Raw genomic sequence first — 24,313 nt, 5'->3', positions numbered from 1 at the left:
GAGTGAATAAATAATGAATAGATAAATTTGAAGAAAGGAAGTCGATTATGAATCCTGAAATCAATCAAAATGCAATTCTTCAAGCTATTTTGGAGCTTTCTACACAAGTGCAGGGCGTGAAAACAGAGATTCAACAACAAATCGAAGCGCTAGACAAAAGATTAGGATCGGTTGAAACGAGAATAGATTCAATAGAAAAAAGATTAGGATCGGTTGAAACGAGAATAGATTCAATAGAAAAAAGATTAGGGTCGGTTGAAACGAGAATAGATTCAATAGAAAAAAGATTAGGATCGGTTGAAACAAGTCTAGATTCAATAGAAAAAAGATTAGGATCGGTTGAAACAAGGCTAGATTCAGTAGAACAAAATCTTAGTGCAAAAATAGATAAAGTGGATGCAAAGATGAACGTGATAACACTTGACATATTAGAAACAAAGGCCGATGTGGAAATGTTAAAGAAAGCAAAATAAATTGTTTTGGTCGTCACAATGTGCAATAATCATTGACAATTAGCAATGATAGAGGAGTGAGTTGGATGTTAAAAACAGCAGTATTTGAACAACTAAAAACAGCAATGAAGGAAAAGGATGTCTTAGCAAAAGGTGTGCTAACCCTAGTTAAATCAGCATTAGATTTAGCAGAGAAAGAAAAGGGTGAACCTCTAACACAAACAGAGGAGATTGCCATCATTAATCGTGAAGTAAAGCAAACGAATCAAGCATTAGAAGGCGCGCAAAATGCGGGCCGTGCAGATTTAATTGAAAAAGAAGAAGCAAAATTAGTGTTATTAAAATCCTTCCTTCCTAAGCAATTAAGCGAAGAGGAAATTACTGAAAAATTACTAGCAGCAGGCGTTAGTAAAGGGATGAATATGGGCGAAGCGATGAAGATTGCAAAACCATTATTATCTGGTCAAGCAGAAGGAGCCATAATATCTAAAGTAGTAAAAAGTTTAATTTAATATAAAATTGAAGGATAGCTGACGTAGTAGTGTTGGCTATCCTTTGATTATTCTCGGTGCAAAATTTCACCATTTAATCACTGTCAGAAAATAGAGGTTTTGTTTAATACAACGTTTAGAAGAGGAACTGTAAAATGATTTGTATTAAAATTAAGGTTTGCCAAATAAATGAAAACATTTTATACTATTAATTAACCACTGGTCAGTTAAAGGAGGATTCCATGTCGCCACGTAAACCATCAGCACAAGAATTGACACTCAAGATGATTGTTGACGAAGCCCATAAACAGTTTATTGAAAAGGGTTTTCATCAAGTTTCCATGCGTAGTATCGCGAAAGAACTTGGATGTAGTCATGGAGCAATTTACTATCATTTTAAAAATAAAGCGGAATTATTTTATTGCATTATAGGTGAGTATTTTACTGAATTAAATCAAATGTTAGATGAGATTGTAAATGGAACTGGAGAGCATCAAAACAAACTTTACGATGTCTTTGTTGGCTTTATGAAATTTGGATTAAACCATCCAAGCCAATATGAATTGATGTTTATGACGAAAGATCTTCATATTGATGGATTATCGCAAGAGGCTGCTAATCTTTGCTATGAAAAATTTGCGCAATCGGTTCAAGCTTTATCAGCAAAAACATTGTTAATTTCGGATATTCATTCAACATTTCTTGCATTACACGGTTTTGTTTCACATTATCACCATTATGTGATGAACTATGATGAAGCGCAAGAGGCGGTAGATGTTCATGCTAAATTTCTCATTAAAGCATTAGCATAAATTAAGTTGCTCTAGATGCGAAGGTGAATCTAGAGTTTCCTTTTAACATTTATTGACCAGTGGTTAATTAAAAGGAGGAATAGATGATGAAAAAAGCATTAGTCATGGGTGCTTCAGGTGGAATAGGTTTTGCGATTGTGAGTGAATTAGCAGCAAGAGGTATACAAGTTGTGGCTTTTGCTAGGGGAAAAGAGAAGTTGCGAGCGCTTTTTGAAAATTACCCGAATGTGTCGATTTTTCCAGGGGATGTCTTTAATGAAGAGCATGTAAGGAAGGCATCTGATGGAATTGATGTTATGTTTCATGCTATTAGTTTTCCCTATCAAGAATGGGAAGAAACACATATGCAATGTATCCAAACAATTATCAATGTGGCACAAACGCAACAAGCAAAGATTGCACTAGTGGACAATATTTACGCATACGGAAGGCAATCCTCTATTGTAACAGAAGAGGCAATCAAAGAACCTCATACAAAAAAAGGGAAGATACGATTAGCAATGGAAAATAAATTGAAGGCTAGTAGTGTGCCTTCATTAATCGTCCATATGCCTGATTTATATGGGCCCAATGCAGAAAATACAATTCTATATGAAACATTAAAAAGTGTTATTAGTAATAAAAAGGCAAACTTCGTTGGGCATATGCAAGTGGCTAGAGAATTTCTCTATACAGTCGATGGAGCTAAAGCAATCGTTGAATTGGCATTGCGATCACACACATATAATCAGAATTGGAATGTGCCAGCTGTGCATCCCATTACAGGAGAACAATTAATGGGGATAATTCGGGATATTACAGGCTATAAAAAGAAAGTACGAACGGTTTCCAACACAATGATTGGTATTTTAGCACTCTTTTCTCCATTTATGAAGGAAATGAAGGAGATGATGTATTTAACAGAGGAGCCTGTTATTTTGAGCGGGGCAAAGTATGAAAGAGCAATTGGCACGCTGCCGCAGACTAGTTATCAGGAAGGTTTACAACAAACGTTGCTATGTTTGAAGAAGAAGAGATAAAATCAGTTTTCCTAAAGTATAAAAATCCACTTCGGTTTCTGCGGGTACAAAGTAGTTCGCAGAAATCTACGTGGATTTTTATTAAATTGTGTGAGTGACTGGCACTTATTTAGTTATATAATGCCTAGCTCGTTATTACAATGAATCATAGGCAAGTACCCGTTGATAGATGTTGAAAGGGATTGGGGGTGTTTTTTTGTCAGTTGAATCGTATGTGCATGAAGTGTCTCCTGAAAAAAGTGGAAAACGTAAATGGGTAATCATTGTAGTAAGTATGTTATTCGTTGCCTGTGTATTATTGGTAGGAAGCCGCGTTGTCTCTTCAATTTTTAATGATAATCAGTCGGATTTTGCAGCTTATAAAACACTAGTTGGTCAATCAACTGAAAATGATTTTGGGAAATTGACTTTAAATGAGGTGATGGTTGATGATAATCAACTATTGTTAAACGCAACTTTTGAACCGGCGAAAGATGTAAATTTCGACTATCAAATTTTTTTCTTTCCGCAAGTACTCGTGAACGGTCAAAATTATACCGTTCGAAACGGTGGTCAGACCATTGCCCAATCAGAAAATACTTATACTATATATAGCAGTGTTAAAATGCGTGATTTACCTCAAGATGAACTGTTGCAACTGAATATCCTCTACAATGATTGGAATTGGGAAAAGCCTATTCCAGAGCCTTGGGCATTTAAGGTAGAAGCATCTCAAAAGCAACTGCAAGAAGATCGAAAAGTAATTGCACTTAATAAAACCATCAAGCTTAGTGATGGTCAGGAAATTAAGGTAGAAAAAGTTGTATCTACACCGATTTCAACGACGGTATACGTTGAGACACAAGAAACTACAAATGAATCGTTAAATTTTAATATTGTATCGGAGTCAGGCAAAACTTGGCGTCAAGATTCTTCGTACACATTAAATAAAGAACATACAAAGTGGGGGATTCGCTTCGATGCACGCTATCTTACAGATAAAACGTATAAACTGATTCCTGTTACTGCAAGTGATGTTAAAAGCGGACCAGCTATCAAAATACGCGAGAACTGAATATTCGATGCTTTAAGTAAATTTTACAATATCTTAATCTATTAGGAGCCTATCTCCGTGTAATATGATTGTATATTACATGGAAAGTAGTGAACAGTTTGCCAAAGTTATTCGAGATTTTTCTTATTTCCTTTAAATTAGGTTGTACATCTTTTGGAGGTCCAACAGCGCATTTAGGCTTTTTTCAAATTGAATACGTGCAAAAAAGAAAATGGTTATCAGATAAAGAGTACAGTAGCTTAGTAGCACTTAGTCAATTTCTCCCTGGGCCTGCATCGAGTCAGGTTGGCATGGGCATTGGGTTACTACGTGGTGGACTGTTGGGAAGCTTAGCCTCCTTCCTTGGTTTTACGTTACCATCTGTATTGCTATTAACTCTATTTGCCTATTTTTATTCGCATATAAAGATGGATATGGTCTGGATTCATGGCTTGAAATTGGTTGCTGTTGCCATCGTGGCGCAAGCCATTTGGGATATGTCCAAAAAGTTAATTCCTAGCATAGCACACTTGATAATAGCAGTTTTAGCGCTTATAACGCTACAATTTTGGGGAAATCCATTTGCACAAGTTATTGTCATTGCATTGGCAGCTTTAATAGGTGCACGCCTGTTTAAGCAAACGAACGGTTTAGAAGATACCACGCAAAAAAATTTACCCATTTCTAAAAAAACAGGTGGCTTGTTATTAGCATTGTTTGTCACATTAATGATTGCTCTACCAATAGCTAATTCATTGTTAAAAGATGACTTACTAACTATTATGGAAAAATGTTATCTAGCAGGGGCCCTCGTATTTGGTGGCGGTCATGTAGTATTACCGTTACTCGAAACGCAGTTTGTGCAAAGTGGCTTAATGAGCGCATCTGACTTTATAGCAGGCTATGGTCTTACACAAGCAGTTCCAGGTCCATTGTTTACATTTGCCTCTTATATTGGGATGGTCATTGCTGGCGTGCCAGGAGCAGTGGTTGCGACGTTTGCAATTTTCCTACCTGCATTTCTTTTAATCGTTGGGGCTATGCCTTTTTGGCTCACTATGAGTAGGCATGTAGCTTTGAAAGGTGCAATGGCTGGTGCTAATGCAGCGGTTGTTGGGATTTTAGCTAGTGCTTTTATTCATCCAATTGTGACGCAAACAATTCAAAGTGGATTAGATATTCTTTTAGCGGCTGTATTTTTGTTGCTATCCTTGCGCTGGGCAGTCCCTCCTTATATACTGGTCCTGCTTGGCATAATAGTGGGACTGCTATGTTATTAAGAGCAAACATAAAAAAATCAAAACTACACATGATGATGGTAGTTTTGATTTTTTTTGGGATCAATTGTTTCTCTATTGTAGAAGCAAATGAAACCTGTCCATTCAAAGATAGGTTCCACGAGCGGTGTGTCATCATGTTAGCTGAATTGTCATGTTCTATCTTCTATATAAAATATATTGCGTACGTATCTTGATACTAGTTTTTGCTTTTTTGATTTTTGCAAAGACGTTATGAGAGTTCACTTTTATAAAAACAAGACGGCTTAATACCGTCATGTTGAATATATTTTCATTCAATATAATGCACCGTTCTTAGAGATGCTTACCGTAAAGTTAGCTGAAATTGGGATTACAACACCTTGGTAAGTGTAGTTGCCAGCAATGCTATAGCCAAAGTAAGTATAGGGTTGACCTTGAGGCCATTGCGATACACCCGCGTAAGTTTGGCTCCAAGAACCTGAACCCCATCCTTTAGCAGTTGTAATAGTTCCTGGACTTGTGAGCACCATACCATCGCGTTCGCTATGGTATGCCGATTGTGGAGAAACTGTTGCATTGATTCTTCCTATAATGTGTCCTGTTGTGTTTATTACATTAAATGATTTTGTGATACTTGTAACAATTTTTCGCGCACGGATATTTGAGGTGGAATTTTCCATTGAAACGATTTTACTTGTCATTACTTCGTTTAATATGGTTTTGAATTGGGAAGGCTCAATCCATCCGTTTTCTTCAAAATATGGAAAGTGAGCGACAGTGACATTTAAAACTTCTTGTCCTACATACTGATTTTGTAAGTCTTGTAAATCATTCAGATATTGCTGATAGTATTTTTCTTTTTGTGTTTGTGATAAAACAAGCTCCGCTGCGGAAGCTGATGGAACAAATACACTAACTACACCACATAAAGCGAGAGCGATAATACCGATAATAATACGTTTCATACTTCAATATTCCTCCCTATGTAGTACTTCTTATACTGACATAGTGACGAAATTCTCTATAACTATATACTGTTTTGGACAGCGAAATATTGTAGATTATATAACGCTAAGATGTGTTTATTGTTTAGAAATATTGGACTGGAGGGAAATTTATTTCTTAAAATACAGAAGTCATTAAATCTAGTATTGAATGGAGATATAACAGTACTAAGTTATTGCAACTCCGTTTATTTGTCAGAATAAGCGAAATAATCAGAAAATATTCTAAAGTATTTTTAAAATTTTGTCAATAGTAAGTCGTTTAAATAAAGCATTAATTTCAAATTCCAACACATCTCTATGACAATATTTGTATTCAAGCAGGGCAATTTCTGTTGAATTAAACTTTGCAGTTATAAAGTGATTCTTAAGAGAAGCAATATAAATGTCTTTGTTTTTATCAGTTGAGAAGGGTTTCTATTAACATAATCCTACCTTGTTCTTACAGTTCTTTTATTTATCTGGATGGATTCATAGCGTTCTTTATTTCGTTTGTTTATAATGAAGAAATGGAAAAACTCAACAAGAAAGAAGGGATAGCTATGGCACGAGGTGTTTACATTCATATTCCTTTTTGTCATCAAATTTGCAATTATTGCGATTTCAACAAATTTTACTTTAAAAATCAACCTGTTGATGAATATATAGAATCACTTGGCAAGGAGATGGCGCTTGCTACGGAAAAATATCCGCAACATTTTCAACAAATTGAAACGATTTTTCTTGGCGGTGGAACACCTACTGCTTTATCTCCAGAACAATTAACGAGATTACTCAACATGATCCGCACGTATATTCCAATGGATCGTGTGACAGAATTTACATCAGAGGCGAATCCAGATGAATTATCAGAGGCGAAAATGCGTGCTTTGTTTAATGGAGGCGTCAATCGTTTAAGTATGGGCGTTCAATCATTTAACCAAGAATTATTGAAAAAAATTGGTCGCACACATAGCAATACGCACGTCTACGATACAATTGCACTCGCTAAAAAGGTCGGTTTTCAAAATATAAGCATTGATTTAATGTATGGTTTGCCAGGTCAAACGATGGCGCAATGGAAAGATTCATTAGATAAAGCGTTTGCGCTTGAGCTACCACATTTCTCAGCTTACTCTCTTATCGTAGAACCAAAAACAATTTTTTATAATCAGTATGCGAAAGGGAAATTGAGCTTACCAACGGAAGATTTAGAAGCGGATATGTATGAAGTGCTAATGCAAGAAATGCGATTGCATGGTTTTAAGCAATATGAAATCAGCAATTTTGCGAAAGCAGGCTTTACTTCAACGCACAATAAAATTTATTGGGAAAATGATGAATATGCTGGTTTTGGCGCAGGTGCACATGGCTATATGAATGGCACACGTTATTCAAATTATGGTCCTTTAAAAAAATATATGGATGCTGTAAATGCTGGGGACTTACCTATCATGCAGGAACATGTTGTAACAGCAACTGAACAACGCGAAGAGCAAATGTTTTTAGGGCTGCGTAAAACGGACGGAATTACACACAATATATATGAAGAAAGATTTAATGAGTCAATGTTGGACCGTTATGGACATGTCATTGATAAGCTAGTGTCAGAAGGGCTTTTGGCACATGATGCTGTAGGCATTCGGCTTACACGCAAGGGGCGATTTGTCGGGAATGAAGTTTTTCAACAATTTTTGCTAGAAGATTGAGCGATATCGTTGACATAAAATGTGGGATTTGATAACTTAATAATAGTATTAGCACTCCTCTTAGTTGAGTGCTAACAGAGGTGATGATCATGCTAACAAATCGGCAATTACAGATATTGCAAGTAATCGTAGACGATTTCATTATGTCTGCACAGCCGGTAGGTTCTCGCCAAATCTCAAAAAAACAAGAGATTACATTTAGTCCAGCCACTATTAGAAACGAAATGGCGGATTTAGAGGAATTAGGGTTCTTAGAAAAAACCCATACGTCCTCTGGTCGAGTGCCTTCGGAAAAGGGGTATAGATTTTATGTAGATCATTTGTTGAATCCACAGGGCATTAATTCACGGGATATTCAGCAAATTCAATCGATTTTCAACGAACGTCTAGTAGAAGTAGAGCACATTATCCGAAAATCAGCGAATATTTTATCTGAGCTGACATCGTATACATCGATTCTTTTAGGACCAGATGTCCAAAGACATCGAGTAAAGCGTTTTTCTATCGTGCCACTCTCAAGCGATGCGGCAGTAGCGATTATCGTAACGAATAACGGGCATGTTGAGAACCGCATGTTTAGTTTACCACCTAATTTTACCGCTGCTGAACTAGAAAAAATGGTGAACATTTTAAATGACCGCTTAGTCGGTGTTTCGTTAGATGAAATCCATAAAAAGCTGGAAATTGAAATTCTGGCTATCTTGCAGCAACATGTTCGATCGGCGGATGATTTTATCCATTCGCTCGTTTCAGCTACGATGCAAAATTCGGAAAGTAAAATTTTCTATGGTGGTAAAACAAATATGTTCAACCAACCGGAATTCCACGATTTAAATAAAGTCCGAATGATTTTGGACTTAATGGAAACGACTAGCCAAGTGCAGTCGCTTTTCCATCCGAACGAATCGGGTATTCATATTCGTATAGGCTCGGAAAATAAGCAGTTAGAAATGGAAAACTGTAGTGTCATCACGACGACTTATTCAATAGGTGAGGATCAACAGGGGGCCATTGCAATTATTGGTCCAACGCGCATGGATTACAAGCGTGTTGTTGCTTTGCTTGAAGTAATGCGCATGGACTTATCTCAAGCCTTTACGAAGAATCGTAGTGATTGATAATGAGGAGGATTTAAGTGACTGAAACAACAGAAAACAAAGACCTTGTACAAGAAAATGTACAAGCTGAAAATGAGGCAACTGTAGAACAAACAGAAACGCCAGAAGTGAAAGAACTAACAATTGAAGAGCAGTATGAAGCGAAACTAGCAGAATTACAAGCAAAGCTAGATGATGAGGAAAATCGTCATCTACGCCTGCGTGCAGACTTTGACAATTTACGTCGCCGTACACAGCTTGATCGTGAGGCGGCTGAAAAATATCGTGCACAAAATCTGTTATCGGATTTATTGCCGGTATTAGATAATTTCGAACGTGCATTACAAATAGAGCCAACTTCCGAAGAAGCGGTCTCAATTGTAAAAGGTATTGAAATGGTCTACCGTTCACTATTAGAAGCAACTGAAAAAGAGGGCTTACAAGTGATAAAAGCTGAAGGAGAGCAATTTGATCCAAATGTTCACCAAGCTGTTATGCAAGAACAAGATAGTGAAAAAGAACAAGGTGTTGTATTACGTGAGCTTCAAAAAGGGTATATTTTAAAAGATCGCGTATTACGCCCAACTATGGTATCTGTAAACGAATAGTCATCGCACTATTCAAAAAATAATTAGTTAATTAACGCATTTGCGTTTTAATAATAGGAGGAAATTTTACTATGAGCAAAATTATCGGTATTGACTTAGGAACAACAAACTCTTGTGTATCTGTACTTGAAGGCGGAGAGCCAAAAGTTATTCCAAACCCAGAAGGAAACCGTACAACACCATCTGTAGTAGCATTCAAAAATGGTGAAAAACAAGTTGGGGAAGTAGCAAAACGCCAATCAGTAACAAATCCAAATACGATTATTTCAATTAAATCTAAAATGGGTACAGCTGAAAAAGTTAAAGTGGAAGATAAAGAATATACACCACAAGAAGTTTCAGCAATGATTCTTCAATACTTAAAAGGCTATGCAGAAGATTACTTAGGTGAAAAAGTAACGAAAGCAGTTATTACTGTACCTGCTTACTTTAACGATGCGCAACGTCAAGCGACAAAAGACGCTGGTAAAATCGCTGGTCTTGAAGTAGAACGTATCATTAATGAACCAACAGCTGCTGCACTTGCTTATGGTTTAGATAAACAAGATGTAGACCAAAAAGTATTAGTATTTGACCTTGGTGGTGGTACATTCGACGTATCTATCCTTGAATTAGGTGACGGTGTATTCGAAGTATTAGCTACAGCTGGTGACAACAAACTTGGTGGTGACGATTTCGATGACGCAGTAATCGAATATTTAGTTGCCGAATTTAAAAAAGAAAACGGCATTGACCTTTCTAAAGACAAAATGGCTATGCAACGTCTAAAAGATGCTGCTGAAAAAGCGAAAAAAGATTTATCAGGTGTAACATCTACACAAATTTCATTACCATTCATTACGGCTGGTGAAGCAGGTCCATTACACTTAGAAATCTCTTTAACTCGTGCGAAATTCGATGAAATTACATTACCATTAGTAAACCGTACAGTTGGTCCAGTACGTCAAGCATTATCTGATGCAGGTCTATCTACTTCAGAAATTGACCAAGTAATTTTAGTTGGTGGTTCTACTCGTATTCCTGCCGTACAAGAAGCTGTACGTAAAGAAACTGGTAAAGAGCCTCACCGTGGTGTAAACCCTGACGAAGTAGTAGCAATGGGTGCTGCTGTTCAAGGTGGCGTATTAACAGGTGATGTGAAAGACGTAGTACTTCTTGATGTAACACCACTTTCTTTAGGTATTGAAACAATGGGTGGCGTGTTCACAAAATTAATCGATCGTAACACAACAATTCCAACATCTAAATCACAAGTATTCTCAACTGCAGCGGATAACCAACCAGCAGTAGATATTCACGTATTACAAGGTGAGCGTTCAATGGCAGCGGATAACAAAACATTAGGTCGCTTCCAATTAGCGGATATTCCACCAGCTCCACGTGGTATTCCACAAATCGAAGTAACATTTGATATCGACAAAAATGGTATCGTGTCTGTTAAAGCGAAAGATTTAGGTACAAATAAAGAACAAACAATCGTTATCCAATCTGACTCTGGTTTATCAGATGATGAAATCGAACGCATGGTAAAAGATGCAGAAGCAAATGCTGAAGCGGATGCAAAACGTAAAGAAGAAGCTGATCTTCGCAACGAAGCAGACCAATTAGTGTTCCAAGTTGACAAAACAATTGCTGATTTAGGTGAGCAAATTACAGAAGATGAGAAAAAATCTTTAGAAGATGCTCGTGATGAGCTTAAAAAAGCGCTTGAAGCTGGCGAATTAGAAGGTATTAAATCAGCGAAAGAAAAATTAGAAGGTGTATTACAGCCTCTAGTAATGAAAGTTTACGAACAAGCTGCAGCTGCTGCTCAAGCGGCTCAAGGTGGCGAAGCAGGTCCAGAAGCTGGAACTGACAAAAAAGACGATGGTATCGTTGATGCTGACTTTGAAGAAGTAAAAGACGATAAATAAGATATTATCAACAGCACAGTAAAGTGAAAAAGCCAAAGACCGCTTGCGGCTTTGGCTTTTCTCTTTCTATTCTTTATAGAAAAAAGAATGGGCATATCAGTGACATTTCTATAATGCTAGAGATATCATAGATACAATGATAGTAATGAGAAAATTATGGCGAAAATTAAAGCAGTTTTTTAAACTGCATGTTACAATAGATTTTATGCAAAAAGAGCGGAGTGTGAATCATGGAGAAACGCGATTACTACGAGGTGCTTGGTTTAACGAAATCAGCTTCTAAAGATGATATTAAAAAAGCATATCGTAAATTATCAAAGCAATACCATCCTGACTTAAATAAAGAGCCAGGTGCAGATGAAAAATTCAAAGAAATTGCTGAGGCTTACGAAGTACTAAGTGACGATCAGAAAAAAGCGCGCTATGACCAATTTGGACACGAAGATCCAAATGCAGGCTTTGGCGGCGGTGGCTTCGGAGGCGGCGGCTTTGGCGGCTTCGAGGATATTTTCAGTTCATTCTTTGGCGGTGGTGGACGACGTCAAGATCCAAATGCACCACGCAAAGGTGACGATTTGCAATATCGCATGAATATTAAATTTGAAGAAGCGATTTTCGGGAAAGAAACAGAAATCGAGATTCCAAAAGATGAAACATGTGATACTTGTCATGGCTCTGGGGCAAAACCAGGAACGTCACCAGAAACATGTTCGACATGTAAAGGTGCTGGGCAAATTAATCAAGCAGTCGATACACCTTTTGGTCGCATGATGAATCGTCGTACTTGTTCAACATGTCATGGAACAGGTAAAATCATTAAAGAAAAATGTTCAACTTGTCGTGGAGAAGGTAAAATCCAAAAACGTAAAAAAATTAAAGTGTCTATTCCAGCAGGTGTAGATGACGGTCAACAAATTCGTGTATCGGGTCAAGGTGAACCAGGTATTAATGGTGGTCCAGCTGGTGACCTATACATTATGTTCCGTGTTCAAGGGCACAATGAATTTGAACGTGATGGAGATGATATCTACTACGAATTAAAATTAACATTCCCTCAAGCTGCACTAGGTGATGAGATTGAGGTACCAACTGTGCATGGAAAAGTGAAATTACGTATTCCTGCAGGCACACAATCAGGTGCTCAATTCCGCTTAAAAGATAAAGGCGTTAAAAATGTGCATGGGTATGGAACAGGTAACCAATATGTCACAGTTAAAGTTGTAACACCAGAAAAACTAACAGAGAAACAAAAACAATTACTACGTGAATTTGCAGAAATCAGTGGTGATATTCCAGAAGAACAAGGAAGCTCACTATTTGATAAAATCAAGAAAAAATTCCAAGGTGAATAATTAGAGGAGCTGAAGAGCTACGTGAAGTGGTCAGAATTATCCATTCATACAAAAAATGAAGCGGTGGAAGCAATTTCAAACATTTTGCATGAAGCAGGGGCTAGCGGTGTTGTTATTGAAGATTCAGCTGAATATGCGAAGCCACGTGAAGATCAGTATGGAGAAATTTATGCGCTAAATGAAGATGATTTTCCAAAAGAGGGAGTCATCGTTAAAGCTTACTTATCAGAGTCTAGCTTTTTAAATGAAACAGTCGAAGAGATTAAGGCGGCCATTACAAATTTAACGAAATTTAACATTGATATTGGCGAAAATGTTGTTTCGATTGTAGAAGTGAACGAGGAAGATTGGGCAACAGCGTGGAAGCAATATTATCACCCTGTTAAAATTTCGGAACGCTTTACAATTGTACCGACATGGGAAGACTATTCACCCGTTTCAACGGATGAGTTAATCATTGAGTTAGATCCTGGCATGGCATTCGGAACAGGAACACATCCAACGACAGTAATGTGCTTACAAGGGCTTGAAAAGGTCGTAAAAGAAGGCGACACGGTTGTTGACATTGGCACAGGTTCAGGGGTGCTGTCAATTGGTGCTGCAATGCTGGGTGCAAAAAGTGTGCATGCTCTAGATTTAGACGAAGTTGCTGTACGTTCTGCTAAAGAAAATGTTGCGTTGAACAAAGTAAGCGATACAGTGCATGTTTTCCATGGTAACCTATTGGATACTGTGAAGGAGCCAGCAGATGTTGTCGTTGCCAATATTTTAGCGGAAATCATAATGTCCTTTACTGACGATGCATTTACGATTGTCAAACCGGGTGGATTATACGTCACTTCAGGCATCATCGGAGCGAAACGAGATGATGTAAAAGCAGCACTAGAAGCTTCTGGATTTGTTATTGAAGAAGTTTTATTAATGGAAGATTGGGTAGCGATTATCGCCCGTCGTCCCCTATAAATGAACCGAGGAAGCGCAAATTGTGAGCCGAGTGCTGACGATTTGGCGCTTCTTCTATTGAGAGGAGTGAGCAGTATGCAACGCTATTTCATTGAGACGGCCATTCAGGAAGCGCGCATTACAGGTGAAGATGCCCGCCATATTATGCGTGTTATGCGGATGAAAGAAGGTGCTGAAATCATCGTTGTGGCACAAAACACAGCTTATATTTGTACGATTACCGCCTTTGAAGATGAGGATGTCTTAGTGCAAGCAACGGGACAAACTATTCCATCCCCTGAACTACCAGTGCGTGTAACAGTGGCGTGTGGGTTGCCTAAAGGCGATAAACTGGAGCTTATCACGCAAAAGGCAACGGAGCTAGGGATGTATGCTTTATTACCATTTGAAGCGGAACGTTCCATTGTCAAATGGAATGTGAAAAAGGGTGCGAAAAAACAAGAGCGCTTGCAAAAAATTGCAAAAGAGGCAGCGGAACAATCACATCGCACACATATTCCTAATATTTATGAACCGATTCACTTTAAACAGCTTGTGTCACAAATTGGAGATTTTGATGCTGTTTTTATTGCAGATGAAGAGGATGCCAAAGCCGAAAAACGGACAAGGTTTGCGGATAAGCTAAAAAACGTGTATGACAAGCAAGCGAAATCAATCCTTATCGTCTTTGGACCAGAAGGTGGAATTGCGCGCAAGGAAGCTGATATGTTAATGCAAGCTGGTGCGCAAACAATGTCTCTAGGACCAAGAATTTTACGAGCAGAAACGGCGCCTCTTTATGCATTATCTGCAATATCATATGAATTTGAATAAAACTTGGGTTTAGCCTTGTGGTGTTGCTATTTTTGCAAGTGGAACTGTCACGGAGTAAAGCATTTTACCAGTGTGTAAATCCCTTTGTAGAGCACGTTTTATGAAAGCTGCTGTCTGCACATGCAGATGGCAGTTTTTTTATTACTATTGCCGTCGATAATAGTTATAGGGGATTACTGCTAGAGAAGAAACTCATGGATGCAATCGAGCGAATTTACCGTAGTAGCAAATTTTAAAGTAGTGCTGAGAAGGGGAAAAAATTTTGGGAAAAATAGATTGGTTTATGTCAAAGGATTACAGGTTTGTAGGGCAAGTTCTAGTAAACAACATTTAGTCAGTTATGATTTTAATAAAAAAGCCCAATTGTTAGCTTGTTTATCTAACAATTGGAGCATATGCAGTGCCATCAAAGGTAATAGGGTTTCTATATTGTCTGTTAGAGCACGTTATTTATTTTAAGGCTTCTTGCATAAAAACTTTCATCTTGCTACTTAATACTGTTAATTCACCAATAATTTCGCTGAAATCTTGAACAAGTTGAGCTTGTTCATTTGTTGCACCATTAATTTGACCCATATTTTGTTTCAGGTTTTCAAGGCTACTATTAATATTTCGTAAAGACGTTTCAATACTTTCTGTCGCGTTGGATGTTTCAGAAGAAAGCTTTCTTACTTCTTGTGCCACAATATTAAAACCAGCACCATGTTGACCAGCACGAGCTGCTTCAATCGAAGCGTTTAAGCCAAGTAAATTTGTTTGACGCGAGATGCTTTTTATTAAATTTGTTACTTCGTGTGTTTTTTTAGCATCATCTAGTGCGTGCTGTGCTTGCGTGTTAATTTCGTCACTAGTGGCTGCTAGCTCCTCAGAATGAGAAGCTACGTTATGTACTTTATCTTGTAAACTGTTAATAATAGTTTCCATTTTATTCATATATTCTTCAAGTTTAAGTTTATTGTCGATTGGTAAACCAAAAGCAAGTGCTCCCACAACTTTACCATGTTCACGAATGGGAAAAGCAAATGCATAAATGAAAATTCCGTAAACGTCTTCTGGGATAATTGTATCTGAATTTTGCCCTTTTAAAGCAGTGTAAATATTCTCATCGTTAGAGTTTACTTTGTGCCCGTCTTGATAACCTACATCGATGCGTTTACCAGCTAAACATTTTACAACAGTTTCAGTGTCTTTATCAATAACCGCTACTATTGCTTCTTCTTTTAATGCTAAGTGAATATAGGGTACTGAAAGAGATAATGCTTCAAGAATGTTCATACTAATTCCTCCGTTTTTTGTAAACCGTTTAAGGGCACTATTAGTTTTGTAATCATACAATTACATTGAAAGTATATCATTTCACCAGCTTTGTTGCTATATTGGAAAAAAGAAATGTATTTTATAATATGACAATAAAAAACAATTAAATGATAAAAGAGAATGGCAATTACTTATAGAAGGTTTCGTTTTCAAAGGTAATATTATATTGAGATAATTGATAGCAGAGCGTGTAAAAGTTGGGCAATAGCTATTTGTTATGCTTAGTTATTTTATAAAAAAATCTAATAAGTACTGATTTTAAAAGGTTTGTGTTATTATAGTTCTCGTATCTAAAATAAGAACACAAAAAAATACTTATAAATACGAAACACAATGTTATGTGATGTTGAAAGGATGAAATTAATTATGAGTTACGCGCCTCCAAAAACCGTATCTCTATATACGCTAGGTTGTAAAGTAAATCATTACGAAACAGAAGCTATTTGGCAACTGTTTAAAGAAGAAGGCTATGAACGTACGGAGTTTGATCATAAAGCAGATGTTTATGTGATTAATACATGTACAGTAACAAATACGGGTGATAAAAAATCACGTCAAGTTATTCGCAGAGCTGTCCGTCAAAATCCGGATGCTGTTATTTGTGTAACAGGCTGTTATGCGCAAACATCGCCAGCAGAAATTATGGCTATTCCTGGTGTTGATATTGTGGTAGGAACACAGGACCGTACAAAATTACTAGGCTATATTGAACAATATCGTAATGAGCGTCAACCAATTAATGCTGTACGCAACATTATGAAAAACCGTGTATACGAAGAATTAGATGTACCGGCATTTACAGACCGAACACGTGCATCGTTAAAAATCCAAGAGGGTTGCAATAACTTCTGTACATTTTGTATTATTCCTTGGGCGCGTGGTTTAATGCGCTCTCGTGATCCTCAAGAAGTTGTCAAACAAGCACAGCAGTTAGTAGATGCTGGTTATCTCGAAATTGTACTAACAGGTATTCATACAGGGGGCTATGGTCAAGACTTAAAAGACTATAACCTTGCACAGTTGTTACGTGATTTAGAAGCGAATGTAAAAGGATTAAAACGTTTACGTATTTCTTCTATTGAAGCAAGCCAACTAACTGATGAAGTCATTGAGGTTTTACGTGACTCAAAAATCGTTGTAAATCATTTACACATTCCAATTCAATCTGGTTCGGATACGGTATTAAAACGTATGCGCCGAAAATATACAATGGCATTTTTCGGGGAGCGCTTAACAAAATTACATGAAGCCTTACCTGATTTAGCTGTTACTTCTGATGTAATCGTTGGGTTCCCAGGTGAGACAGAAGAAGAATTTATGGAAACCTACAACTTTATTCGTGACCATAAGTTTTCTGAATTACACGTTTTCCCATTCTCACCTCGTACAGGCACGCCAGCAGCACGTATGGAAGACCAAGTGGATGAGGACATTAAAAATGAGCGCGTGCATCGTCTAATCGCTTTAAACGACCAACTCGCAAAGGAATATGCTTGTCGTTTTGAAAATGATGTGTTAGAAGTAATCCCAGAGGAATTTGTTCACGATGGTAGTGATGAAGAAGGTTTATTAACAGGTTATACTGATAACTATTTAAAAGTAGTATTTGAAGGACCTGAAAACCTTATTGGCCAACTTGTAAAAGTAAAAATTACACAAGCAGGCTATCCTCATTCTAAAGGGCAGTTTGTACGCTTACTAGAGACGGTAAAATAATTGATAAAGGATTGTCTATCTATTGAAGATGGACAATCCTTTCCTTTTTTCCTTTATAATAATGCGCTTGTACGGGCATGATATTTAGTGTTTGTAGCAAGTATTTTTATTAGCTAGACTGGCTCTAGTGTTCGATTATTAGACGGAAACGTGAAAACATGTTATCATTCCAAAGAGGTACGGACAACTTAAGTTAGAAGGAGCGCTTGTTAAATGAAAACAAATTATGCAAGTATGATTGATCACACGTTATTAAAGGCGGATGCAACGAAAGAGCAAATTGAAAAGTTATGTGCAGAGGCTAAAGAATTTGGCTTTGCATCAGTTTGCGTAAATCCAACTTGGGTAAAATATTGCAGTGAGCTATTACAAGATTCAAATGTTTTAGTTTGTACGGTTATTGGTTTTCCATTAGGCGCTAATACAACCGCTGTAAAAGTATTTGAGGCAAAAGATGCAATTGCAAACGGCGCACAAGAAGTAGATATGGTTATTAATATTGGGGCATTAAAAGACCAAAACTTTGAATTAGTGCAAGCAGATATTGCGGCAGTGGTGGAAGCCGCTAAAGGCAGTGCGATTGTTAAAGTGATTATCGAAACATGTTTACTAACTGAAGAAGAGAAAGTAAAGGCATGTGAACTTTCAGTGGAAGCTGGAGCAGATTTCGTCAAAACGTCAACAGGTTTTTCTACAGGTGGAGCAACAGCAGAGGACATTGCCTTAATGCGTAAAACAGTTGGGCCAGAGCTAGGTGTAAAAGCTTCTGGTGGCGTTCGCAGTTTAGAAGATATGCAAAAAATGGTCGAAGCAGGTGCTACACGAATTGGGGCAAGCTCTGGTGTAGCGATTATGAAGGGCTTAATTGCAGATTCTAATTATTAATTTTCACATATCATTTAATAGCGGTCTTTAGAAAAATAGTGTACTGGGGATTTCTCCGGTACACTATTTTTTGATTACCACTAAATACCGTACTTAGAATCAACCATCTATATTACGCTAACCTGTCTATAGAATAATTAATTTTTCCTTCTCATATACTCGAATGACGTAAATGCCTTTTGAAAGGAGGATTTTATGTTTACGCAATTTAAATATTGGCGGCCTTATATCAGTCCATTCGACCCTTGTAAACCGATCGAAGTCAAGAGTTATTCAACACCTCCGCAATTGTATATAGGCTTTCAACCACCTGGACTACCACAATTTCAAACGGCTAAGGAAGCGCTGAAATTTGGCACTTTATGGCCTCAATTTTTTAGCCCATATCCGAATCCAGAGAGAGGTGAGATAAAAGGTGAGTAAAAAAATGCCACCAGAGTTTTATGAGCTTCTCGAGGCAATTCAGGCCATTGATTTTGTTTTAGTTGAATTAAATCTTTATTTAGATACACATCCTCACGATTATACAGCGATTACACAATTTAATGAAAATGCTGAAAAAAGTATGCGCTTAAAAATTGATTTTGAGCAAAAATTTGGACCACTCATGAACTTTGGTAGAAGCTATTCGAATTATCCGTTTAACTGGGTCGACACGCCATGGCCTTGGCAAGTGTAACATCTTATGAAAAACATTTGGATTAGGGGGAAAGATGTTTGTGGTATTATGAAAAAAAGCTCCAATATCCAGTGAAAGTTAGTACATGTAACCCGATGCTTGCGAAATTTTTAATAGAGCAGTATGGGGGTGCTGATGGGGAGCTGGCTGCAGCACTTCGGTATATGAATCAGCGTTACACTTTACCTGATAAAGTAGTTGGTTTGCTGACGGATATAGCGACGGAAGAGTTTTCACATCTCGAAATGATTGCGACGATGATTTATAAATTAACGAAGGACGCCACGCCACAGCAGTTAAAAGAAGCGGGAATTGGTGATTATTATGTTAATCATGATAAAGCTTTGTTTTATCAAAATGCAGCCGGTGTGCCATTTACCGCAAGCTACATTCAGGCAAAGGGGGATCCCATTGCTGACCTTTATGAAGATATTGCAGCAGAAGAAAAGGCGCGTGCCACATACCAATGGATTATTGATTTATCAGATGACCCTGATTTAAATGATAGTTTAATTTTCTTAAGAGAAAGAGAAATCATCCATTCTCAACGCTTTAGAGAAGCGGTCGAACTATTAAAAGAAGATGGCAACACGAAGAAAATATTTTAAAACACAGCATAAGGGAAAATGTTCGTACATGTATGTTTGCTTCCTTCCTTTGATAAAAAACGTAGATGAGAGAAAACATAGCCGATAAGGCGGCAACGCTCGTGGACAACAACCTATAGCGAGCGTCAACAGCATAGCAATTAAGTGTTAGATTGTTGGTAGTCAATCTAACACTTTTTCTTATTTTTCTAATTTGCTTATTCAATATTGGAAAATTGCGCAATATCTTTACGATGGCCAATCATGACTAAAATATCTTCTTGTTCAATTAATTGTTCTGGAGATGGAGAGATAATGATATCTACGCCTCTTACAATGGCAATAACACTGACATTGTATTTAGCGCGTAAATCTAAATCGCGTAAATTTTTATTGGCCATTTTGGGAGGAATCATAATTTCTTCTATACTATAGTCTTTCGATAACTCAATATAATTTAACATATTAGGGGAGAGCAACTGATTTGCTACTCGTTCACCCATATCGCGTTCAGGATAAATAATCCAATCTGCGCCTACTTTATCTAATACTTGCCCATGTCTTTTACCGAGCGCTTTAGCGATAATTTTTTTTATGCCCAGTTCTTTTAGCAATGAAACCGTTAAAATACTTGATTGCATATCGTTACCAATGGCAACAATGACACAATCGAAATTTCCTATGCCGATGGAGGTTAGTGCCTTCTCTTCAGTCGTATCTGCAACAACTGCATGTGTTACATAAAGCTCGGCATCTTCAACCCGCTCCTCGTTAATATCGATTCCAAGCACCTGTTGGCCAGCTTCGTGTAATCTTCTAGCCACACTTACTCCGAATCTGCCTAAGCCGATGATGGCATATTGATTGATGGTCATAGTCGTTAGCTCCTCTTGAATTTAATTAACCAATCATTATATTTCCTTTTGGATGATGGAAAGCTTCTGGCTTTCGTCGTTTTGTAATAGCAAAAGCAATCGTTAGAGGACCGAGTCTACCAGCAAACATTGTTAAAATAATGACTATACGACCAGCAGGCGTCAACTCAGGAGTTAGCCCCATGGAAAGTCCAACAGTACCAAAGGCAGAAGTAGCCTCAAACAAATACATCATAAAACTATGTTTTTGTTCGGTAATGCTAAGAAAGATGGTGACAAACACCACAATGACCATCCCACACATTGCCACGGTTAATGCCTTTAAAATGGTTTCAATCACAATTCTACGACGAAATAAAACGACATCTTCCTTCCCTCTAATTTGCGCCCAAAGCGTAGCAGCTAAAACGGCAAACGTTGTTATTTTAATCCCACCAGCGGTAGAACCAGACCCCGCTCCGATAAACATCAATAAAATAGTTAAAAACAATGTAGAGTGAGTCAAATCCCCGATAGGTAAAGTATTCGATCCAGCAGTCCTTGGTGTAACAGCCTGATAGAAAGAGCCCAAAATTTTACCCATTCCCGTTAAATCACCAATTGTTTTACTATTGGTATATTCAAATAAAAATATTAAAAGGGTAGAACCTACTGTTAAAATAACTGTGGCTGATAATACAATTTTAGAATGGACCGAAAGACGTTTTGTTTCACGATATTCATATAACTCATTCATGACGATAAACCCTAAACCACCAATTGTAATCAGCGCGCAAATGGTTAACACAACAAATGGGTCAGCTACATACGCTGTTAAACCTTGGAACCCTCCCATTAAGTCGAAGCCAGCATTGTTAAAGTTCGAGATCGAGTGGAAAAAACCAAAGTAAATGGCTTTACCAATCGGCATATCAAATGAAAAACGAATCGATAAGATAAGGCCTCCAATTAGTTCAATAAGTGCTGTAAATAACAAAATTCTTTTCACCAATTTCACAAGACCAGCCATCGAAATATTATTAAAGGCTTCTTTTAACAATAGCCTTTCTTTTAAAGAGATTTTCTTCCCTAACAACAAAAAAAATAATGTTGCAAAAGTCATAAATCCTAAGCCCCCGATTTGAATAAGAGCCAGAATAACAATTTCACCAAACATTGTAAAGGTGTCTCCTGTATCAACTACAATTAACCCGGTTACACATGTGGCGGAAGTAGCAGTAAATACTGCATTTAAAAAAGGTAGGCCATTTCCATTCTCTGTAGCAATCGGCAAAGTGAGCAAACATGCCCCAATAAAAATAATAATGGCAAAACCAAGTACAAGAATTTTTGGTGGACTTAAATAATGTATCAATTTTTTCATCGATGTCTCCTAACTGTTTACAAAACATGTGAGCCTTTCATATCCATATTTGGGCATAAGAAAAAGACCCTCATGGTTAGAATGTTGGATTGGGCATCACAAAAAAACTAATGAACTAATGGTGGTCTTTATGACCTCCTTCGCTTTAGCCGACGAAGTTAGCTGACGGGTAGGATGGCGAAAGAGAACTCATCCCTTCTACATATGCAGAATTAACCCCAAAATATTGGGTCCTCCGTACTCAAAAAATTTGAGATTTGGCTGTTATGAAATTGAATGGGATTATTTTACGCCCAACTATTAATTTTTGTAAAGCCCTTATTTAAAATTAAATTTCTTCACCTTATTGTTCACGTTAAAGCGCTATAAAATTCGGACAAAGTGGGTGTAAAAAATTCTCTGCGCTATTTCGAATACTTTCTATTGACCGTTAAAAGACAATACGGTATAATTTTTTAGTACACAACAGTTAGTTATTAGCCTAATTCGTTTGTGTATTGACGTGTGTTCGGAGGGAGGGAAAGAGAGATGTCAAAAACTGTCGTTCGCAAAAACGAATCGCTTGAAGATGCTCTTCGCCGCTTCAAACGTACTGTATCAAAAAGTGGTACAATTCAAGAAGTTAGAAAGCGCGAGTTCTACGAAAAACCTAGCGTAAAACGTAAAAAGAAATCAGAAGCTGCACGTAAACGTAAGTGGTAATTTAATTTCCCATTAAAAATCCCTACGTTCAAAACACGCAATTGTATGATTCACTGAGCAGACAATGATATACCTGGAATTAATTGCACTAGCGATTAATTCTGGGTATTTTGCATGATGCTCCATTTTGCGGTACATATTCGAAAAAAGGCCGAATGAAGTCACCCTAGATTTCGTTCGGTTTTTTCATTGCCATTGTCAAAGCAACTTTCAATCCATCCAACAGAAGATAAAAAACAACCTTTCATTAAAATTTCACTGTATAATAAAAATAAACAAGATTTTGTGAAACTTATTACAAATTCTCTCGTATATACAATAGAGAAGCATGTTAGAAGGGAGGGAAAAAGATGCGGCAAAAAAGGAGAATACTAACCTATATCATCATCATTTGGATGACAGTTTTGGTAGCGTTTCCATTGACTACAGCTTTCGCGAGTAGCAAGGTTTACCACGTACCGATTCATGATGAAGTAGAACGTGGACTTCACGCATTTTTGGAACGAGCTTTTAAAGAGGCAGAAGAAAATTATGCAGAAGCGATTGTACTGGAGATACATACGCCGGGTGGATTTGTCAATGCAGCTAGTGACATCGCCATGCTTATGGATGCCACAAAAATTCGTACAATTGCTTTTATAAACAAAGATGCGCATTCCGCTGGTGCTTTTTTAGCCTTACATGCAGATGAAATATACATGGTACCAAATGGAACAATAGGCGCAGCGGCTGTCATCGATTCAGTGGGCAATGCAGCGGACAATAAAGCGCATAGTGCGTGGTTAGCACAAATGCAGGCAGCAGCCGAAACATCTGAACGTGACCCGAAATATGCATTAGCAATGGCTGATCCAAAGATTAATTTGCCAGAATATCGTGCTGGGGGAGATAATTTATTAACATTATCTGCTGCAGAAGCAAAAAAGGTCGGCTATTCTGAAGGAACAGTTGCTAACTTTCAAGAGCTTTTGGCGGAAACGGGGTTAAAAGGTAGTGATATTGTACCGATTGAGCCAACATTCGCTGAAAAAATTGCTCGTTTTATTACGAACCCGCTAATTATACCTATTTTGTTGTCCGTTGCTAGTTTAGGGCTTGTAATGGAGCTCTATTCGCCTGGATTTGGCGTTCCGGGTATAATGGGGTTGTCAGCTCTCGGATTATTTTTCTTCGGACATATGGTGGCAGGCTTTGCAGGATATGAAACATTGTTACTTTTCATCGCAGGGCTAGCCCTCGTCATCGCAGAATTTTTTGTCCCCGGAGGCATTGTTGGTATTTTAGGTGGTGTGCTTATAATACTTAGCTTGCTGCTAGCAGGTGCGAATATAACGCAAATGATTATGGCGATCGTTATTGCACTTGTAGTAGCCATAATAGGAATGGTGGTCCTGATGAAATTTTTCGGTAAAAAAATGCATGTTTTAAACAAGTTAGTGTTGATGGATGCAACAACGACGGAAGAAGGCTATGTGTCTAACGTTAATCGCACAGAGTTGTTAGGAAAAGTGGGGGTAACAATTACACCGCTTCGTCCAGCAGGGACAATTCGTTTTGTTAATGAGCGTATTGATGTAGTATCAGAAGGTGGCTACGTTGATGTAGGCAAGAATGTAGAAGTGATTAAAGTAGAAGGCTCACGCATTGTCGTGAGACAAACAGAAAAAGAGATGGAGGAATAACAA

General features: G+C 37.6%; 24 protein-coding genes and 1 riboswitch. Of the genes, 20 read left to right on the top strand and 4 right to left on the bottom strand.

Features of this window, described 5'->3' with window-relative positions:
* Positions 1-47: 47 nt before the first annotated feature.
* The 6 genes from MKY08_RS14455 to chrA all read left to right on the top strand — a co-directional run bounded on the left by MKY08_RS14455 (position 48) and on the right by chrA (position 5,087).
* Positions 48-473 (top strand): hypothetical protein, encoded by a 426-nt coding sequence (locus tag MKY08_RS14455; protein ID WP_069513467.1) that lies wholly within the window; start codon positions 48-50, stop codon positions 471-473.
* Positions 474-538: 65 nt separating this feature from the next.
* The gene (locus MKY08_RS14450; protein WP_069513469.1) at positions 539-964 is read left to right on the top strand and encodes a GatB/YqeY domain-containing protein; all 426 of its coding nucleotides are present in this window, start codon (positions 539-541) and stop codon (positions 962-964) included.
* Positions 965-1,185: 221 nt separating this feature from the next.
* On the top strand, positions 1,186-1,755 hold the full coding sequence (locus tag MKY08_RS14445) for a TetR/AcrR family transcriptional regulator (RefSeq protein ID WP_069513471.1): 570 nt from the start codon (positions 1,186-1,188) through the stop codon (positions 1,753-1,755).
* Between the two features lie 86 nt (positions 1,756-1,841).
* A complete protein-coding gene (locus MKY08_RS14440; protein WP_069513473.1) occupies positions 1,842-2,774 on the top strand; it encodes an SDR family NAD(P)-dependent oxidoreductase in 933 nt (310 codons plus the stop codon).
* Between the two features lie 196 nt (positions 2,775-2,970).
* Positions 2,971-3,828, top strand: a complete 858-nt coding sequence (locus tag MKY08_RS14435; protein ID WP_069513474.1) for a DUF4179 domain-containing protein — start codon at positions 2,971-2,973, stop codon at positions 3,826-3,828.
* A gap of 89 nt (positions 3,829-3,917) precedes the next feature.
* Entirely contained in the window at positions 3,918-5,087 is a 1,170-nt protein-coding gene (gene chrA / locus MKY08_RS14430; RefSeq protein WP_069513625.1) for a chromate efflux transporter, read from the top strand.
* Positions 5,088-5,380: 293 nt separating this feature from the next.
* Here chrA and MKY08_RS14425 read toward each other — a convergent pair whose 3' ends face one another.
* Positions 5,381-6,031, bottom strand: coding sequence for a hypothetical protein (locus MKY08_RS14425; protein WP_069513476.1), 651 nt, complete (start codon positions 6,029-6,031; stop codon positions 5,381-5,383).
* Positions 6,032-6,612: 581 nt separating this feature from the next.
* On the opposite strand from MKY08_RS14425, the gene hemW reads away from it, so the two are divergent.
* The 7 genes from hemW to MKY08_RS14390 all read left to right on the top strand — a co-directional run bounded on the left by hemW (position 6,613) and on the right by MKY08_RS14390 (position 14,504).
* Positions 6,613-7,758: a radical SAM family heme chaperone HemW gene (gene hemW / locus MKY08_RS14420; protein WP_069513478.1), complete on the top strand. Its 1,146-nt coding sequence runs from the start codon at positions 6,613-6,615 to the stop codon at positions 7,756-7,758.
* An 89-nt stretch (positions 7,759-7,847) separates the two neighbouring features.
* Positions 7,848-8,876, top strand: a complete 1,029-nt coding sequence (hrcA, locus tag MKY08_RS14415; protein WP_069513480.1) for a heat-inducible transcriptional repressor HrcA — start codon at positions 7,848-7,850, stop codon at positions 8,874-8,876.
* 17 nt (positions 8,877-8,893) lie between these two features.
* Positions 8,894-9,463 (top strand): nucleotide exchange factor GrpE, encoded by a 570-nt coding sequence (gene grpE / locus MKY08_RS14410; protein WP_069513482.1) that lies wholly within the window; start codon positions 8,894-8,896, stop codon positions 9,461-9,463.
* 71 nt (positions 9,464-9,534) lie between these two features.
* Positions 9,535-11,376: a molecular chaperone DnaK gene (gene dnaK, locus MKY08_RS14405; RefSeq protein ID WP_069513484.1), complete on the top strand. Its 1,842-nt coding sequence runs from the start codon at positions 9,535-9,537 to the stop codon at positions 11,374-11,376.
* A gap of 230 nt (positions 11,377-11,606) precedes the next feature.
* Entirely contained in the window at positions 11,607-12,728 is a 1,122-nt protein-coding gene (dnaJ, locus tag MKY08_RS14400; protein ID WP_069513489.1) for a molecular chaperone DnaJ, read from the top strand.
* 21 nt (positions 12,729-12,749) lie between these two features.
* The gene (gene prmA, locus MKY08_RS14395) at positions 12,750-13,691 is read left to right on the top strand and encodes a 50S ribosomal protein L11 methyltransferase (RefSeq protein WP_069513495.1); all 942 of its coding nucleotides are present in this window, start codon (positions 12,750-12,752) and stop codon (positions 13,689-13,691) included.
* 75 nt (positions 13,692-13,766) lie between these two features.
* Positions 13,767-14,504 carry a 16S rRNA (uracil(1498)-N(3))-methyltransferase gene (locus tag MKY08_RS14390; RefSeq protein ID WP_069513501.1) on the top strand — a complete coding sequence of 246 codons (738 nt, stop codon included), beginning with the start codon at positions 13,767-13,769 and terminating at the stop codon, positions 14,502-14,504.
* 450 nt (positions 14,505-14,954) lie between these two features.
* On the opposite strand, the gene MKY08_RS14385 is transcribed toward MKY08_RS14390, so the two are convergent.
* Positions 14,955-15,779: a methyl-accepting chemotaxis protein gene (locus MKY08_RS14385; protein ID WP_069513504.1), complete on the bottom strand. Its 825-nt coding sequence runs from the start codon at positions 15,777-15,779 to the stop codon at positions 14,955-14,957.
* Positions 15,780-16,187: 408 nt separating this feature from the next.
* Here MKY08_RS14385 and mtaB point away from each other — a divergent pair, with 408 nt between their 5' ends.
* The 5 genes from mtaB (at position 16,188) to MKY08_RS14360 (ending at position 19,709) form a co-directional block, all read left to right on the top strand.
* Entirely contained in the window at positions 16,188-17,537 is a 1,350-nt protein-coding gene (mtaB, locus tag MKY08_RS14380; RefSeq protein ID WP_024363045.1) for a tRNA (N(6)-L-threonylcarbamoyladenosine(37)-C(2))-methylthiotransferase MtaB, read from the top strand.
* 213 nt (positions 17,538-17,750) lie between these two features.
* Entirely contained in the window at positions 17,751-18,422 is a 672-nt protein-coding gene (gene deoC, locus MKY08_RS14375; protein WP_069513507.1) for a deoxyribose-phosphate aldolase, read from the top strand.
* Positions 18,423-18,617: 195 nt separating this feature from the next.
* The gene (locus MKY08_RS14370; protein WP_069513509.1) at positions 18,618-18,845 is read left to right on the top strand and encodes a spore coat associated protein CotJA; all 228 of its coding nucleotides are present in this window, start codon (positions 18,618-18,620) and stop codon (positions 18,843-18,845) included.
* A 4-nt stretch (positions 18,846-18,849) separates the two neighbouring features.
* Positions 18,850-19,101: a spore coat protein CotJB gene (locus MKY08_RS14365; RefSeq protein ID WP_069513626.1), complete on the top strand. Its 252-nt coding sequence runs from the start codon at positions 18,850-18,852 to the stop codon at positions 19,099-19,101.
* 38 nt (positions 19,102-19,139) lie between these two features.
* Positions 19,140-19,709: a manganese catalase family protein gene (locus tag MKY08_RS14360; RefSeq protein ID WP_024363041.1), complete on the top strand. Its 570-nt coding sequence runs from the start codon at positions 19,140-19,142 to the stop codon at positions 19,707-19,709.
* A 197-nt stretch (positions 19,710-19,906) separates the two neighbouring features.
* On the opposite strand, the gene MKY08_RS14355 is transcribed toward MKY08_RS14360, so the two are convergent.
* Both MKY08_RS14355 and MKY08_RS14350 read right to left on the bottom strand, forming a co-directional pair.
* Positions 19,907-20,563: a TrkA family potassium uptake protein gene (locus tag MKY08_RS14355; protein ID WP_024363040.1), complete on the bottom strand. Its 657-nt coding sequence runs from the start codon at positions 20,561-20,563 to the stop codon at positions 19,907-19,909.
* 25 nt (positions 20,564-20,588) lie between these two features.
* On the bottom strand, positions 20,589-21,926 hold the full coding sequence (locus tag MKY08_RS14350) for a TrkH family potassium uptake protein (RefSeq protein WP_069513512.1): 1,338 nt from the start codon (positions 21,924-21,926) through the stop codon (positions 20,589-20,591).
* A gap of 132 nt (positions 21,927-22,058) precedes the next feature.
* Positions 22,059-22,199, bottom strand: a riboswitch (cyclic di-AMP (ydaO/yuaA leader).
* Positions 22,200-22,454: 255 nt separating this feature from the next.
* On the opposite strand from MKY08_RS14350, the gene rpsU reads away from it, so the two are divergent.
* Together rpsU and MKY08_RS14340 are read left to right on the top strand one after the other, a co-directional pair.
* On the top strand, positions 22,455-22,628 hold the full coding sequence (gene rpsU / locus MKY08_RS14345; RefSeq protein ID WP_004227078.1) for a 30S ribosomal protein S21: 174 nt from the start codon (positions 22,455-22,457) through the stop codon (positions 22,626-22,628).
* Positions 22,629-23,023: 395 nt separating this feature from the next.
* Positions 23,024-24,310, top strand: a complete 1,287-nt coding sequence (locus MKY08_RS14340) for a nodulation protein NfeD (RefSeq protein WP_069513627.1) — start codon at positions 23,024-23,026, stop codon at positions 24,308-24,310.
* Positions 24,311-24,313 lie beyond the last annotated feature (3 nt).

This window comes from Lysinibacillus sp. FSL M8-0337 (assembly GCF_038593855.1).
Lineage (GTDB): Bacteria > Bacillota > Bacilli > Bacillales_A > Planococcaceae > Lysinibacillus > Lysinibacillus sphaericus_D.
Note: the sequence above shows the minus strand (reverse complement) of the source record. Positions and strands in the feature narration are given on the sequence as shown.